Source organism: Thalassobaculum sp. (assembly GCF_040219215.1).
Taxonomy (GTDB): domain Bacteria; phylum Pseudomonadota; class Alphaproteobacteria; order Thalassobaculales; family Thalassobaculaceae; genus Thalassobaculum_A.
In genome coordinates this window covers 1-14,502 of the sequence record NZ_JAVJSX010000003.1, presented here as the reverse complement: position 1 = coordinate 14,502, position 14,502 = coordinate 1, and the positions used below count along the sequence as shown (strand labels likewise).

Sequence of the window (14,502 nt, the reverse complement as noted above, 5' to 3'; positions counted from 1 at the left end):
GACGATGCGCCTTCTGGCGGTTGGCCTGATCGCGGCGACGGTTCTCGGCTGTACGGCTGGTGCATGGGCGGCCGAACTGCCGGAACACCTGACGGGCCATGGCGGACCGGTGAAGGGCATCACCGTGGCTCCTTCGGGGGACCGGGTTGCGACCGCCAGCTTCGACTACAGCGTGATCGTGCGTTCCTGGCCGAGCGGTGTCGAGCAGGTCATCCTGTACGGCCATGACGCCGCCGCGAACGCCGTGGCCTTTACGCCGGACGGCCACCGGATGGTGACGGTCGGAGACGACGGACTGGTCCTGGTGTGGTCGACCGACGGTTCGGGTGAACGACGCCAGCCCCTGGCGCGCCTGACCGGGCACCAGGGCAAGATCCTTCAAGTTGACGTATCAAGGGATGGCCGGTTGGCCGCGACGGCCAGTTGGGACGGCAAGGTCGGACTGTGGTCACTGGATCCGCCGGCACCACTGACGATGCTCGAAGGTCACCAAGGCCCGGTGAATGCGGTCGCGCTGTCGGATGACGGAACGCAACTCTATTCGGCCGGCTATGACGGGACCGTTAGGCTGTGGAGCGTGGCGGAGCGGCGGGAATTGCGAACGCTGGTGCGCCATGGCTTCGGCATCAATGTCATCGCGGTCGACGAGGCGGCCGGTCAGCTGACCTACGGGGCACTGGACGGCGGCATGAGGGTTGTCGACCTGGCCAGCGGCGAAGTTCGCACCGGATTCGAGCATGATCGCACGCCGATCCTGGCCCTGGCAGAAAGCCATGATGGCCGCCGCATAGCCTTTGGCGACGGACACGGGGTGGTCACCGTGGTCGACACCGTCCTCGGTCAGGTGTCCCAGGATTTCCCGGCGGCGCGCGGTCCGATCTGGGCGCTGGCGTTCGGGCCGCGCGACGAGAGCCTGCTGGTCGGGGGGCTCGGCTCGACCGTCGCCGTATGGCCGTTGGATCCACTGCGACGGCCGGCGGAGGTCGCAACCCGGACGCGGGCCGGTGGAGGCACAATGACGAATGGCGAGCGGCAGTTCGAGCGGAAGTGCCGGGTCTGCCATACCCTGTCCCGCGACACGGCACGGCGCGCGGGACCGACGCTTCACGGCCTCATGGGTCGGCGGGCGGGTACGGTCGACGGCTACCCGTACTCCGGGGCGTTGACGGGGATCGACCTGATCTGGACGGCGGAAACCGTCGATCAACTGTTCGAACAGGGTCCCGACAACTTCCTGCCGGGAACCAAGATGCCGCTGCAGAAGATGACGAACGCCCGTGACCGGGCCGACCTGATCGAGTATTTGAAGAGTGCGACCCGCTGACCGCGGGCTCGACGAGGGAGGATCGGATGAAAGCCTTCGTGTCCGCTTGCATTGCGATGCTGGCCATTGCGGCTATCAGCTGGGCCGTGCTGGATAATCTCGACAGCTCGACGCAGACCGCCAATACCGCCGATCGCGGGTCGGTTCGCCTCAACTGAGCGCCATCGGCGACCGGGTCACCATGGATCGCGGCCGCCGTCCGTCCGAACTGATGACCACCCGAGAGGTGGCGGCTTACCTGAGAATCAAGGAACGCAAGGTCTACGATCTGGTGGCCGGTGGCGACATTCCGGTTAGCCGGGCGACGGGTAAACTGTTGTTTCCGCGAGACCTCATCGAGGCGTGGGTCAGGCGCCGCGTTGAGTACAAGGAAGACACCGCGCCGCTGATGCCGCGACCGACCGTGTTCGCCGGCAGTCATGACCCGCTGTTGGACTGGGCGCTGCGGGAGTCCGGATCGGAGATCGCGACCTTCTTCGACGGCAGTCTCGACGGATTGAAGCGGCTCGCCGCCGGGCGAGTGATCGGTGCCGGGGTTCATCTGTTCGAGCCGGATATCGGTGACTGGAATGTCGGCCATGTCGGGCGCCTCCTGGCGGGCGAGCCGGTCGTGCTGATGGAATGGGCATGCCGTCGTCAGGGGCTGGTGGTTCCGGCGGGCAACCCATTGGGAATTTCCACTATCGCGGACCTGTCCGGACGCCGTGTGGTGACGCGGCAACCGGGGGCGGGCAGCCGTGTGCTGCTCGACCATCTTCTCGATCAGGCCGGCCTGACTTCGAGTTCGGTCACATTGCTGACCACTCCGGCGCGCAGCGAGGCCGATGTGGCCCTGGCGGTCGGCGAGGGCCGCGCAGACGCCGGTCTGGCGATCGAGGGTGCGGCCCGGCAGTATCGGCTGGACTTCGTCCCGATCGCCGACGAGCGATACGATCTGGCATTGTGGCGCCGCGACGTATTCGAGCCCCCGGTCCAGCGCCTGCTGGCTTTCGCCGGCACGAACGCGTTTCGCGCTCGCGCCGAGGTTCTCGGCGGCTACGACCTTTCGGGATTCGGTCGGATCCACGCCAACGGTCCGTGATCGAGACGAAGATTCGACGGACATGAACAAATGTTCATGCCGGCGTAAGGCCATGGTTGGATTGCTTGTCCATCTTCAACGGTGAGCGGCGGATGAACGGCCGCGCACTGTTCGAAGGAGGATGTTGATGATCCCCATCATCGATTTGCGCCGGGATGCCATTCTGGGCAGCCACGCGCCGAAGGACGCCAAGGCAAGAACTGTCGGAGCGGCCGTTGCCGGCGCCGTGCTGCTGGTCTGGTCGAGCGTGGCGTCGGCAGCAACCGGCGGTTATGCCGATCTGGTCGAGAAGGTCGCTCCGGCGGTGGTCAACGTGTTCACCACGCAGCCTGCTCCGACGGCCGACGCCCGGCAGTCGCCGTTCGGTCCCGGCAGTCCGTTCGAGGACTTCGCCAAGCGTTTCGGCATCCCAACGCCACAACCGGGCCCGCAGGGCCCGACCCATGCGCTGGGGTCCGGCTTCGTGATCGATTCCAGCGGCTATGTCGTCACCAACAACCACGTGATCGACGGTGCCAGCGAGATCAAGATCAGGATGGCCGATCAGCAGGAGTATCCGGCAACGCTGGTGGGCACCGATCCGGACACCGATCTGGCGCTGCTGAAGGTGTCGGCACCGAAGCCGTTGCCGTCCGTATCGTTCGGGCAATCCTCGGTCCTGCGGGTCGGTGATCCGGTAATCGCGGTCGGAAATCCGTTCGGACTTGGCGGTACCGTAACCTCCGGCATCGTCTCCGCCCGGGGCCGCAGCATTGATGACGGTCCCTATGTCGACTTCATCCAGACTGACGCCTCGATCAATCGCGGCAACTCGGGCGGCCCATTGTTCGATACCGAGGGCCGGGTGGTCGGGGTGAACTCCGCGATCCTGTCGCCGAATGGCGGGTCGGTCGGTGTCGGCTTTGCCATCCCGTCGGATACGGCAAGTGTGGTGGTCGCACAGCTGAAGGAAAACGGTCGGGTCGAGCGTGGCTGGCTCGGCGTTTCGATCCAACCGATTACCCCGGAGATCGCCCAGGCACTCGATCTCCAGGACGAGAAGGGCGCTCTGGTCGCCCAGGTCGTACCGAACGGCCCGGCCGCCGATCGCCTGCAGTCCGGCGACATCATCCGGTCGGTCGACGGCAAGCCGATCGACTCGCTGCGTGACCTGCCGAAACTGATCGCGGCATCGAAGGTTGGCGAGACCGCGACGCTCGGCGTGGTTCGCAACGGCGAGAGCATGGACGTCCCGGTGGAGATCGGTCGCCGCCAGCAGAAGGTTGCGAGCGCACCGGCGAGCGCCGAGCCTCGGTCACAGACTGCGGCGCTTGGCCGTCTTGGCGTGACGGTGGCGGCGGTCACCGACGAGGTGCGCTCTCAACTCAACCTGGAGCGAACGGCCCAAGGCGCGGTCGTGACAAGCGTCAAGCCGGATGGAGCGGCGGCGGATGCCGGTCTGACGGCAGGCGACGTGATCCAGAAGATCAATGATCGAGTGATCAAGGGTCCGGGAGACGTCGTGGCCGCCGTTCAGGATGCGAAGTCGCCCAGCGTGCTTGCGCTGATCAATCGCCACGGCAACACCCTGTTCGTCGGCATCAAGCTTGCTGATGCGTGACCGCGTGCCCCACGCGCGGTATCCGAACGGGTGTTGCCCGGAGCCCGGTCGCCTCGGCGGCCGGGCTTCCCTGCATCCGATGCGGGTTGGGCGATGTAGACTGTACCGATGTTCCGACTTCGGGGGGGCGTTGTGACCCGCAAGATTCTGATCGTTGAGGACGATGTCGAGACCGCCGCCTACATGGAGCGCGGATTCGTTGAACAGGGCTACGCGGTCGATCGAACCGCCGATGGTCGCGAAGGCCTGTTCCTGGCGACCGGCCAGGAATACGACGCGATCGTGCTCGACCGGATGCTGCCGGGCCTGGATGGATTGTCGGTGCTGAAGGCGGTGCGCGCGGCGGGTGTCCAAACGCCGGTCCTGATCCTGTCGGCGATGGGCGCCTTGGACGAGCGTGTACGCGGCCTGCGCGCGGGCAGCGACGACTATCTGGTGAAGCCGTTCGCCTTCGTCGAACTGCACGCCCGCATCGACGCCCTGATCCGGCGCAGTGCCGCTGGTACGGAGGCTCCGACTTCGCGGCTGGCGGTCGCCGACCTGGAACTGGACCTGCTGTCCCGGAAGGTGACACGGGCCGGCCGTCCGATTCCGCTGCAGCAGCGGGAGTTCCAGATGCTGGAATACCTGATGCGGCACGCCGGTCGGGTGGTGACCCGAACCATGCTGCTTGAGGGGGTGTGGAACTATCATTTCGACCCGCAGACCAACGTGATCGACGTCCACATCAGCCGATTGCGTCAGAAGGTCGACAAGGACTTCGACATCCCGCTGATCCATACCGTGCGCGGCAGTGGCTACATGCTGGCGCCTGATACATGAACACCGCGGAACAGCACCGCATTCCGGTACGGTTGTGGTGGTCGGTAACGGTCCGGCTGGTGGTGGCGTCGGCGGTGCTGTCGACCCTGACCATCGGCGTGGTGTTTGGCTTCCTGTACTGGCGGGCCGTCGGGGTGGTGGAAGAGCAGGCCGCCGACACGGTCGCATCCGAGATCCGTGGCCTGGCCGAGCATTTCGGTGATTCGGGCCTGCTTGGGCTCGTGCGGGCGGTGCAGGAACGCTCGGACATCACCAGCGAGGCCGAACCGGTCTACCTGATCGTCGATGGCCTGGGCAATTATCTGGCCGGAAACCTCGTGGCGTGGCCCCCAGTCATCCCGCCGGATGGCCGTTGGCGGAAGGTCGAGCTGTATCGGCGGGGCGGTGGTCAGCCGATTCTGATCGGGGCACGGGCGCACGCGCTATCCGGCGGGGTGCGTCTGCTGGTCGGACGCGCGCTCGACGGCCGGGTGAAGATACAGGACGCCATCGGCGAGGCGGTGCTTTGGGCCCTGGCCGCCCTCTGGACCATGGCCGTCGGCGGCGGTCTGCTCTTGTCTCGCACGATCCTGCGGCGGGTCGACGAGGTCGCAGTGATCAATCGCGATGTGATGGTCGGGGATCTGGGGCGCCGCGTGCCAGTCCGCGGCTCCGGCGACGAGTTCGACCGGTTGGCGGGATCAATGAACGCCATGCTCGATCGGATCGAGGAGTTGATGGTTGGTATGCGAACCGTCACCGACAGCATCGGCCACGACCTGCGCAGTCCTCTTACCAGGCTGCGCAGCCGGCTGGAGCGGATCCAGCCCCCCGGGACCTCGCCGGTGGAACGGGATCAGGCGCTGGACGACGCCTTGGGCGACATCGATGCCACTCTGGACCTGCTGAACCGGTTGCTGGAGATCGCACGGGCGGAGTCGGGCTTGCAGCGCGAACAGATGACCGAGGTCGATGTCGCGTCGGTCGCCGTCGACATAGCCGAACTCTACGACCCGACGGCGGAGGAAGCGGGCCTGGAGATCGAGGCGGCGGCGGACCAGCCGGTGATGATGATGGGCCACGGCGAGTTGTTGGCCCAGGCCGTCTCCAATCTGGTGGACAACGCGACCAAGTACGCACGCCGGCGTGTGCGCGTGGAGGTTGTCCTGGCGCATGAATTCGCCAAGGTGAGCGTGATCGACGACGGGCCGGGAATACCCGAAGAAGACCGGGAGCGCGCCACGCAGCGGTTCGTTCGCCTCGACCCCAGCCGAACGGGCAGGGGAAGCGGACTGGGTCTGAGCCTGGTGGCCGCGGTTGCGCGGCTGCACGGCGGTTCGCTGGTCCTTTCGGATGCCGGACCCGGACTTCGAGTGGATATGGTGATGCCGATCGGCCGAGCGTGAGGCAATTCGCCTCGCCGATCCCTACTGGTCGGACACTCGATGGCGGCAGTATGTGTATTTCCGGTTCCCGCGGCACCGTCCGTTTCGTCATCAAGTCCGAAGGTTGCAGCAATGTCGGCGTTGTATCTGATTGAAATCGAGCTGGCGGTTGGTCTGGGTGCCTTTGCGCTGGCATATGGCGCCATCACCTTCGTCCTGTGGCGCCTGAGCCGCGGGAGCGAGCGTCGCCTCCGCGAACGGGCGACCGAAGCCGCCAGAACCGCATCGGGCGGCAAGACCGACCCTTCCAGCTCCTGACCGTCGCAGCCGTTTTCCAGCGCACCGCCGCCTTGGGCTTGGCGGTCACGGGCGGGGTGTGCAGACTGTCCCGTCCGACGCCGTAGGTGTGGGGCTTGGCAGGCGGGAAATTTTAAACTTAAAATATCTGCCTGAACGATCGGGATGCATCGGGAGATGGACGCGAGAAGCCGTCGCCCATGCATCGGACGAGGCTGTGGTGCTAGGGAGACGGACATGCGCAAGGTTTTGACGGCGGCCCTCGTGGTGGCCGGCATGGGGATGGGAGCGTCGGCACAGGCCGCCGATCCTCTGAAAATCGGAATGATGGTAACGCTGTCGGGGCCGCCGGCGGTACTCGGCAAGCACATCAACGACGGCTTCCAGCTGTTCGTGGAGCAGCAGGGCGGCAAGCTTGGCGGGCGTGACGTCGAGATCATCGTCGCCGACGACGAATTGAAGCCCGACGTCGCCTTGACCAAGGTCAAGGGCCTGCTCGAGCGCGATAAGGTCGACTTCGTGACCGGCATCGTGTTCTCGAACATCCTGCAGGCGGTCTACCGCCCGGTCACCGAGAGCGAGACCTTCCTGGTCGGCGCAAACGCCGGCACCTCCACCTTCGCCGGCAAGGGCTGCAGCCCGTACTTCTTCTCAACCTCCTGGCAGAACGACCAGATTCACGAGGTCATGGGCAAGTATGCCCAGGACAAGGGGTTCAAGACCGCTTTCCTGCTGGCCCCCAACTATCAGGCGGGCAAGGATTCGGTCGCCGGGTTCAAGCGGCACTTCAAAGGCGATGTGGTCGACGAGGTGTACACCAAGCTCGGCAACCTCGACTTCTCCGCCGAACTGGCGAAGATCGCCGCCGCGAAGCCTGACGTGGTTTTCACCTTCATGCCGGGTGGCATGGGCGTGAACCTCGTCAAGCAGTTCCGACAGGCCGGACTCGACAAGAACGTGACCTTCCTGTCAGCGTTTACGGTGGACGAGACCACACTGCCGGCGACCAAGGACGACGCGGTTGGCCTGTTCTCCTCGTCGCAGTGGACGCCGGACCTGGACAATGCCGCCAACAAGGCATTCGTGTCGGCGTATGAGGCAAAGTACGGCTACGTGCCGTCGCTGTACTCCAGCCAGGGCTATGACGCGGCTCAGCTGATCAACTCGGCCGTCAAGGCAATGAAGGGCGACCTGTCCGACAAGAAGGCGGTAACCGCCGCTTTGAAGAAGGCTGATTTCGCCTCGGTCCGCGGCGACTTCAAGTACAACAATAACCACTTCCCGATTCAGGACTTCTATCTGGTGAAGGCCGTGAAGCGCGCCGACGGGAAGTACGCCACCTCGGTCGTCGAGAAGGTGTTTGACGATTATGGCGACGTCTATGCCGGCGAATGCGCGATGAAGTGATCCGGGTTTGATCCGGCAGGCGGGCGGAGCCGGTATCGCTCCGCCCGCCGTCTGTTTCGGAGGGGCGGATGACAGCGACGCTGGTCGCGGTCCAGGTGTTGAACGGGCTTCAACTCGGTGTGCTGCTGTTCCTGGTGGCTGCCGGATTGACCCTCGTGTTCGGCGTCATGGACTTCATCAATCTGGCGCACGGCGTGCAGTACATGCTTGGCGCCTATCTGGCGGTTACGTTCTATGGGCTGACTGGCAGTTTTTTCGCGGCGCTGGTGCTGGCGCTGCTTGCCGCGCTGGCATTCGGTCTGCTGCTTGAGTTCCTGGTGTTCCGGCATTTGTACGACCGTGACCACCTCGACCAGGTCCTGGCGACCTTCGGCGTGATCCTGTTCCTCAACGAAGGTGTTCGGATCGTCTGGGGGGCGGCACCGCTGTCGTACCCGATCCCGGAGCTGCTGCGAGGCACGATCCCCCTGATGGACGGCTTCGGGTATCCGATCTACCGCGTCGCGATGATCGTGGCGGGCTTGGCGACAGCCGTTCTGCTGTGGGTGCTGGTGACGCGGACACGCGTTGGCATGCTGGTTCGGGCCGGGGCCACAAATCCGCGGATGGTTGCCGCCCTTGGCGTGGATATCAGGCGCCTTTTCATGGTGGTCTTCGGCTTTGGCGCGATGCTGGCAGGGTTCGCCGGCGTGATGGCCGGCCCGATCTTCTCGGTCGAGCCCGGAATGGGCGACGGCGTGCTGATCCTGGCCTTCGTTGTGATCGTGATCGGCGGCATCGGCTCGATCCGCGGGGCCTTCGTGGCGGCGCTGATCATCGGGCTGGTCGACACGCTGGGGCGGTCATTCATGACCGACATCTTCAAGGCCATGATGGCACCCGCGGCCGCCAATCAGGTCGGTCCCGCGATTGCCTCCATGTTGATTTACCTGTTGATGGCCGGGGTGCTGTTCTTCCGGCCGACCGGCCTGTTCCCTGCCGCCGGGCGATGAGCGTGCAAGCTTCAACGGCAGGTCGCATTGGCGGGACGGCACGGCAGATAGCCCCCGTCCTGTTCATTCTGTTCGCCGCCGTTCCAGCACTGGCGACGGCTGCCGACCTCGGGTTTGCGACGCAGTTGGTGTCGCGGATCATGATCTATGCCATCGCGGCGCTCAGTCTCGACATCATTCTCGGCTATGGCGCGATGGTCAGTTTCGGTCATGCCGCGTTCGTCGGGATCGGTGCCTATGCCGTCGGAATCGCGTCTGCGCACGATCTGTGGGACGCATCGATAACCTTTCCGATCGCGATGCTGGGCGGGGGTCTGTTCGCTCTGGTAACCGGGGCAATCTGCCTGCGGACCCGCGGCGTGTATTTCATCATGATCACGCTGGCGTTCGGTCAGATGGCCTATTTCACCGCCAGCAGTTTGTCGGCTTATGGCGGCGATGACGGCTTGACCATGTGGGGCCGCAGCGAGGTTCTCGGTTATTCACCGCTTGAGGACGAGACCGTCTTCTACTACGTGGTACTGGCCTGCCTGACAGGTTGCTTCCTGTTTGCGCGGGCACTGGTCGGATCACGGTTTGGCCGGGTGATCGTCGGCGTGCGCGAGAACCGGATCCGGATGCAGGCAATCGGGCTCAACCCCTATGCCTACCAGCTTGTCGCCTATGTGATCGCCGGGATGATGGCCGGCCTTGCGGGGGCGCTGCTGGCCAATCACACCGAGTTTGTCAGCCCGTCGACCATGTCGTGGCAACGCTCCGGCGACCTGATCATCATGGTGGTGCTGGGCGGTACCGGAACGCTGCATGGGGCGGTTCTCGGGGCGGTCGCGTATCTGGCGCTTGAGGAGATCCTGTCGCATGTCACCGAGCACTGGCGGGTCTTCTTCGGGCCGATGCTGATCCTGATCGTGCTGTTCGCGCGCGGCGGACTGGGTCGGCTGATCGGCGGGAGGGGCGCCGGTGGCTGAGCCGATCCTGGTCCTCGAAGGACTCTCCAAAGCCTATGGCGCACTGACCGTCACCGACGACCTGACGATGACGGTGGAGACGGGGACTATCCACGCTTTGATCGGTCCGAACGGTGCCGGCAAAACCACCCTGATCGGCCAAATCTCCGGGCAAATCGCACCCGACGCCGGGCGAATACGGTTCGACGGCCGCGACGTCACCGGCCTGCCAATGCACGCGCGCTGCCGGCTGGGTCTCGCCCGATCGTTCCAGATCACCACCATCTTGCCGAGTTTCACCGCGCTCGAGAACGTCGCGGTTGCTGCCCAGGCCCATGATGGGCACAGCTTTCGGTTCCTGCGCCCGGCTGCGGCCGAAGCACGTCTGAACGAAGCAGCGATGGCCGCTCTGGAAACCGTTGGACTGACGAACCGGGCCGCGGTTCGCGCCGGTTCGCTCAGCCACGGCGAGAAGCGCCAACTCGAGATCGCCATCGCCCTGGTCATGAAGCCGAAGCTGCTGCTGCTGGACGAACCGATGGCGGGTACCGGCCACGAGGAGAGCGAACGACTGGTCGCCACCCTTGAGGCCCTGCGCGGCAGCCTGACCATCATGCTGGTCGAGCACGACATGGACGCGGTGTTCGCGCTCGCCGACCGGATCTCGGTGCTGGTCTATGGACGGGTGATCGCCGATGGCAATCCGGATGCAATCCGCGCCGATCCGGAGGTTCGGTCCGCCTATCTGGGTGAGGAGGCCGTGCCGTGACAGCGCCGATGCTCAGCGTGGAGAACCTGACCTCCGGTTACGGAGACAGCCAGGTGCTGTTCGGCATGTCGCTGGAGATCTCGGCCGGCGAGGTGGTCACCTTGATGGGCCGCAACGGCATGGGCAAGACCACGACAGTCAGCACCGTCATGGGGCTGGTTCGGCCGACCGGCGGGTCGATCCGGGTCGACGGCGTGCCCGTGCAAGGCCAGCCGCCGTACCGGATTGCCCAGCGTGGCCTCGGCCTGGTTCCCGAGGGACGGCAGGTGTTTCCCACCTTGACGGTCGAGGAGAATCTGGTCGCCACCTCGGCCAACCGCACTGGTGGGAGTGCCCGATGGACCGTGGGCAGCGTGGTCGAACTGTTCCCTCGTCTGGGCGAGCGGCGGCGCCACCTGGGAGGTCAACTTTCCGGGGGCGAGCAGCAGATGCTGGCGATCGGTCGGGCGCTGATGACCAACCCCAGGCTGCTGATCCTGGACGAGGCAACCGAAGGCCTGGCGCCGATCATCCGTGAGGAGATCTGGAGTTGCCTGGGCCGGCTCAAGGCCGAGGGCGAGGCCATCCTGGTAATCGACAAGACGGTGTCGGCGTTGATGGGGTTGGCCGATCGGCACTATGTCGTGGAGAAGGGACAGGTTGCCTGGCAGGGCGACAGCCGGGCATTCCAGGCCGATGCCGGCATCATCGACCGGTACCTGCATGTCTGAGCGGTCAGTCTCCGGGACGCTCGTCGTCACCGACCCCGAGCGCCCGCTGCATGATGACGACATCCACCCAGCGCCCGTGCTTGAAACCGACGGCCTTGAGGTGTCCGGCCTCATGAAAGCCGAGGGCGGCGTGCAGCGCGATCGAAGCGGTGTTGCCGCGGTCGCCGATCACCGCCACCATCTGCCGCCACAGTCCGGCTTCGCAAACCTCGATGAGCGTGGCAAGCAGGGCGCGTCCGACGCCGAGGCGGGTTGCTTCGGGCGCCACATAGACCGAGTTCTCCACGGTGTAGCGGTAGGCTGGGCGCGGGCGGTACGGCCCGACATAGGCGTAGCCAAGCAGCCGTCCGTCGGATTCCGCCACCAGATGCGGCATGCCGCGCTCGACGATCGCCAGCCGGCGCTCCGCCATTTCGTCAATTCCCGGCGGTACTTCTTCGAACGATCCCAGTCCGTTGGTCACGTGGTGGGCGTAGATCGCCTGGATGGCGGCCAGATCATCGGTCGTCGACGGACGGACATGGATACGGGCATCGCGCTCGGTCATCGCGGGTCCTCTTGTTCTCGCAAGTGCTACCGTGGCCGGGGACAGCGAAGCGCGCAAGCCGCTCCTTTCCGTAGCTGCGATCGATATGCTTCACTCTGGAACGAAACGCCACAAGGAGGTGTGCGATGACTGTCATGACTGCCGGGATCACGCCGGCCGGCAAGGGACTCGACGGTGTTGCCTGGAACATTCTGGGCCAGACCTATTATCCCAAGCAGGAGAGCGACTCCTCGTTTGCCTTCGAGACCTTGTTTCCGGTCGGAACATTCGTGCCGCCGCACATCCATCCGACCCAGGACGAGTTCATTTACATGCTGGACGGTCGGTTCGAACTGATGCTCGACGGGCAGACCGTTCACGCGACCAACGGCGACCTGATCCGGATGCCGATGGGCCTGCCGCACGGCATCTTCAACAAATCCGACAAACCGGTGAAGGCGCTGTTCTGGGTGACGCCGGCCTTGTCGCTGCGCACGCTGTTCGAGCGCATCCACAACGTTGCCGATCCGGCCGAGGTGGTGCGTATCGCCGCCGAGCACGATGTGGAGTTCCTGCCGCCGCCTCCGGGCGCGTGAGGACTTGACCGACTGATAATCTGATCGAACTGTTACCGACGGGCGCTGGGGTCCGGGTCCGCTGCCGCGGATGCCGGACCTCAGTGGGGTCGCTGGTCAGCGAAAGGTATCGAACTCCAACTGGGCTGTGCCAAGCCCATCGCGTTGCCATTCGAGCTGTTCTAAGGCATCCTAACGAAATCTATAATGATCCCGGTGCGGGACGCGCATTATGAGGGTGTGGCTCAAAGATCGCGTTCGAAAGAACTTGGCAGTACTGCTAGGGTTGATTGTTGGGTTGCTTTCTGCTGTAGCCACAGACGCGCGCGCCACTCTTCATGATGACATTTTGGCGCTTCAGGATGATGTTAGAACTCTAAGGTTGACGGATACAATTATTGTAAATGCGGACGCAAATTTTCGATATGTATATTTAAGGAAATGTCAAAAACAAGGTGAGCGTGAGTTATTTGATCTGGCGGTGTTTTCTCCGATTGAAGAGTCTTATGTTTTTATTCCAAAGTTATGCGTTTGGATGGAGACGGGGCACAGCGAAACAGAACGGACCGTTCGGTTTGATAAGTTGTTTTTTGATCGACTTGTGAGTCAATTCGAAGAATTGTATATTTACCATTTACATACTGGTATACATCGTGAATTGGAGGCGTATTTCCCAGCATATCAAGATTTCATCGCAATGACTTTGATAAACTCTCAGTATATTGATGATCCCAGAATCACAATAATGCACAAAATAGTCACCGGAGCGGCGATTATGAATTATCGATTTGCCAATGCGTATTTAGTTCGTGAGAAATTGGCAAAATATGTGGAGATGGGTTTGGGAAAATTTTCTACTCAAAACTTATCATATGAGTACGCGCGACAGAGTTATATTGATGAGTATATCAATTCATTAAAAAAATGTGTTGAAGTGTCGGGTGGGGACTCTGGTAACATTAATGCATGTAATCCGATCGTGACTAGCTTGTTTGTCGTAGATATTGAGTCCGAAGGGGCACTATTGTCGATGTCGAACCCTGCGAGTCAAAAGTATCGGTTAGATACCCCCGATCAGCATACTCAGTGAACGTGCACCGAAAACGGTGTCGTTCCGCCCACGATACGAAGGCCGACGACAAAGCTGTCGCCTGACTGCAATGTTGTCGTCAGGCCACAGAACTCGAACCATCGGGATTGTGAGAAGTCGGCTGTCTCTCCGGCCGGAACGCTAACTGACTCGAGCGTGGCGGTGTCGCCAGCGCCAATCTTGGCCATCAGCCGGCTTCTGGCCGTGATACCCGCATCGAGTCCGAGGACCTGGAGGTTCTCTCTGCCGTCATTGACGAGTTTGAACCGGACCTCTGTGCAGGTACCTGCAAGAGCCGGTTCGGCCTTGGCGGCTATGACCTGTACCGCGAAGGTCACGTCGGTTGTCTCGTCCGCGGCGGCCTGCTCAGATTCCGCGATGACGAATGCGACAACCGCCAGCGCAAGACTGATGCACCGCAGGTGACCCATGATTCTGCGACCGATGTTCATCGGATACCGCTGCTTTCTGTGAGAGAATTGACCGCGATCGGACGTCGCAATCCGAACGTAGTGCGACGGTGTGGCTACCCAACGCCAGGATCATGCGTCACCGTTTCAACACTATGGGTGTTGCGGGATGGCATAGAGCGGCCGGGCAACGGCAAGCGGGGGGAACCCCGCTTGCCGTGTACTCTGCTCAGTCGAACGACATAAGTGCTGCTACCAAACGCTGCCGCGCTCAGGATTGAAGTTCCCCGACAGCGTACGTTCCGCTTCGATCGAATGCAGCGTCGACCGGTTCAGAACATGACCTTGAGGCCAGTGACGAGACGCACTGCGTCGGTGTCCTCGCCTTCGCTGCGGGCGATGCTGGCGGTTTCCCCGAGCTTCTTTTCCCAATGCACGCCGATGTACGGAGCAATGTTGCGATCGACCAGTTCGTAGCGTAGCCGCAACCCCGTCTCGATGTCGGTGATCCCCTGGCCCTGGCCGATTTCGCGGTCGTCGGAGGCGGCCATGTTGATCTCGGCGACCGGCTGCAGGATCAGCCGGTTG

General features: G+C 63.3%; 17 protein-coding genes. 14 read left to right on the top strand and 3 right to left on the bottom strand.

Going from position 1 to position 14,502, the window contains the following annotated elements; all coding sequences use genetic code 11:
• Nucleotides 1-4: 4 nt before the first annotated feature.
• The 12 genes from RIC54_RS01530 (at nt 5) to RIC54_RS01475 (ending at nt 11,313) form a co-directional block, all read left to right on the top strand.
• Nucleotides 5-1,324: a c-type cytochrome gene (locus RIC54_RS01530; protein ID WP_350095149.1), complete on the top strand. Its 1,320-nt coding sequence runs from the start codon at nt 5-7 to the stop codon at nt 1,322-1,324.
• 26 nt (nt 1,325-1,350) lie between these two features.
• The gene (locus RIC54_RS01525; RefSeq protein WP_350095146.1) at nt 1,351-1,482 is read left to right on the top strand and encodes a hypothetical protein; all 132 of its coding nucleotides are present in this window, start codon (nt 1,351-1,353) and stop codon (nt 1,480-1,482) included.
• 23 nt (nt 1,483-1,505) lie between these two features.
• Nucleotides 1,506-2,405 carry a substrate-binding domain-containing protein gene (locus RIC54_RS01520; protein WP_350095143.1) on the top strand — a complete coding sequence of 300 codons (900 nt, stop codon included), beginning with the start codon at nt 1,506-1,508 and terminating at the stop codon, nt 2,403-2,405.
• 127 nt (nt 2,406-2,532) lie between these two features.
• Entirely contained in the window at nt 2,533-4,005 is a 1,473-nt protein-coding gene (locus RIC54_RS01515; protein ID WP_350095140.1) for a Do family serine endopeptidase, read from the top strand.
• A gap of 132 nt (nt 4,006-4,137) precedes the next feature.
• The gene (locus RIC54_RS01510; protein ID WP_350095137.1) at nt 4,138-4,827 is read left to right on the top strand and encodes a winged helix-turn-helix domain-containing protein; all 690 of its coding nucleotides are present in this window, start codon (nt 4,138-4,140) and stop codon (nt 4,825-4,827) included.
• Nucleotides 4,824-6,212: a sensor histidine kinase gene (locus RIC54_RS01505; protein ID WP_350095134.1), complete on the top strand. Its 1,389-nt coding sequence runs from the start codon at nt 4,824-4,826 to the stop codon at nt 6,210-6,212. The genes RIC54_RS01510 and RIC54_RS01505 overlap by 4 nt, the downstream gene beginning before the upstream one ends.
• Nucleotides 6,213-6,323: 111 nt before the next feature.
• Complete coding sequence (locus RIC54_RS01500; RefSeq protein WP_350095131.1) at nt 6,324-6,509, top strand: hypothetical protein; 186 nt, start codon at nt 6,324-6,326, stop codon at nt 6,507-6,509.
• 216 nt (nt 6,510-6,725) lie between these two features.
• The gene (locus RIC54_RS01495; RefSeq protein WP_350095128.1) at nt 6,726-7,895 is read left to right on the top strand and encodes an ABC transporter substrate-binding protein; all 1,170 of its coding nucleotides are present in this window, start codon (nt 6,726-6,728) and stop codon (nt 7,893-7,895) included.
• A gap of 68 nt (nt 7,896-7,963) precedes the next feature.
• Nucleotides 7,964-8,887: a branched-chain amino acid ABC transporter permease gene (locus tag RIC54_RS01490; protein WP_350095125.1), complete on the top strand. Its 924-nt coding sequence runs from the start codon at nt 7,964-7,966 to the stop codon at nt 8,885-8,887.
• Nucleotides 8,888-8,889: 2 nt separating this feature from the next.
• A complete protein-coding gene (locus RIC54_RS01485; RefSeq protein ID WP_350095122.1) occupies nt 8,890-9,855 on the top strand; it encodes a branched-chain amino acid ABC transporter permease in 966 nt (321 codons plus the stop codon).
• Nucleotides 9,848-10,603, top strand: a complete 756-nt coding sequence (locus RIC54_RS01480; protein ID WP_350095119.1) for an ABC transporter ATP-binding protein — start codon at nt 9,848-9,850, stop codon at nt 10,601-10,603. Before RIC54_RS01485 ends, RIC54_RS01480 begins: the two co-directional genes overlap by 8 nt.
• Nucleotides 10,600-11,313, top strand: a complete 714-nt coding sequence (locus RIC54_RS01475) for an ABC transporter ATP-binding protein (RefSeq protein ID WP_502989698.1) — start codon at nt 10,600-10,602, stop codon at nt 11,311-11,313. Before RIC54_RS01480 ends, RIC54_RS01475 begins: the two co-directional genes overlap by 4 nt.
• 4 nt (nt 11,314-11,317) lie before the next feature.
• On the opposite strand, the gene RIC54_RS01470 is transcribed toward RIC54_RS01475, so the two are convergent.
• The gene (locus RIC54_RS01470; RefSeq protein WP_350095116.1) at nt 11,318-11,860 is read right to left on the bottom strand and encodes a GNAT family N-acetyltransferase; all 543 of its coding nucleotides are present in this window, start codon (nt 11,858-11,860) and stop codon (nt 11,318-11,320) included.
• A gap of 125 nt (nt 11,861-11,985) precedes the next feature.
• Between RIC54_RS01470 and RIC54_RS01465 the strand changes: the two genes are divergently transcribed.
• Together RIC54_RS01465 and RIC54_RS01460 are read left to right on the top strand one after the other, a co-directional pair.
• Nucleotides 11,986-12,435 carry a cupin domain-containing protein gene (locus RIC54_RS01465; protein WP_350095113.1) on the top strand — a complete coding sequence of 150 codons (450 nt, stop codon included), beginning with the start codon at nt 11,986-11,988 and terminating at the stop codon, nt 12,433-12,435.
• Nucleotides 12,436-12,646: 211 nt separating this feature from the next.
• On the top strand, nt 12,647-13,504 hold the full coding sequence (locus tag RIC54_RS01460) for a hypothetical protein (RefSeq protein WP_350095110.1): 858 nt from the start codon (nt 12,647-12,649) through the stop codon (nt 13,502-13,504).
• Here the strand turns inward: RIC54_RS01460 and RIC54_RS01455 are convergent.
• Nucleotides 13,498-13,956, bottom strand: a complete 459-nt coding sequence (locus RIC54_RS01455; protein ID WP_350095107.1) for a hypothetical protein — start codon at nt 13,954-13,956, stop codon at nt 13,498-13,500. The genes RIC54_RS01460 and RIC54_RS01455 overlap by 7 nt on opposite strands.
• Before the next feature lie 290 nt (nt 13,957-14,246).
• The coding region (locus tag RIC54_RS01450; protein WP_350150446.1) for a copper resistance protein B at nt 14,247-14,502 on the bottom strand (256 nt) is incomplete at its 5' end.

Coding starts and splice junctions, on each gene's coding strand:
- RIC54_RS01530 (WP_350095149.1), top strand. CDS start 5: ATGCGCCTTCTGGCGGTTGGCCTGATCGCGGCGACGGTTCTCGGCTGT.
- RIC54_RS01525 (WP_350095146.1), top strand. CDS start 1,351: ATGAAAGCCTTCGTGTCCGCTTGCATTGCGATGCTGGCCATTGCGGCT.
- RIC54_RS01520 (WP_350095143.1), top strand. CDS start 1,506: ATGGATCGCGGCCGCCGTCCGTCCGAACTGATGACCACCCGAGAGGTG.
- RIC54_RS01515 (WP_350095140.1), top strand. CDS start 2,533: ATGATCCCCATCATCGATTTGCGCCGGGATGCCATTCTGGGCAGCCAC.
- RIC54_RS01505 (WP_350095134.1), top strand. CDS start 4,824: ATGAACACCGCGGAACAGCACCGCATTCCGGTACGGTTGTGGTGGTCG.
- RIC54_RS01500 (WP_350095131.1), top strand. CDS start 6,324: ATGTCGGCGTTGTATCTGATTGAAATCGAGCTGGCGGTTGGTCTGGGT.
- RIC54_RS01495 (WP_350095128.1), top strand. CDS start 6,726: ATGCGCAAGGTTTTGACGGCGGCCCTCGTGGTGGCCGGCATGGGGATG.
- RIC54_RS01490 (WP_350095125.1), top strand. CDS start 7,964: ATGACAGCGACGCTGGTCGCGGTCCAGGTGTTGAACGGGCTTCAACTC.
- RIC54_RS01470 (WP_350095116.1), bottom strand. CDS start 11,860: ATGACCGAGCGCGATGCCCGTATCCATGTCCGTCCGTCGACGACCGAT.
- RIC54_RS01465 (WP_350095113.1), top strand. CDS start 11,986: ATGACTGTCATGACTGCCGGGATCACGCCGGCCGGCAAGGGACTCGAC.
- RIC54_RS01460 (WP_350095110.1), top strand. CDS start 12,647: ATGAGGGTGTGGCTCAAAGATCGCGTTCGAAAGAACTTGGCAGTACTG.
- RIC54_RS01455 (WP_350095107.1), bottom strand. CDS start 13,956: ATGAACATCGGTCGCAGAATCATGGGTCACCTGCGGTGCATCAGTCTT.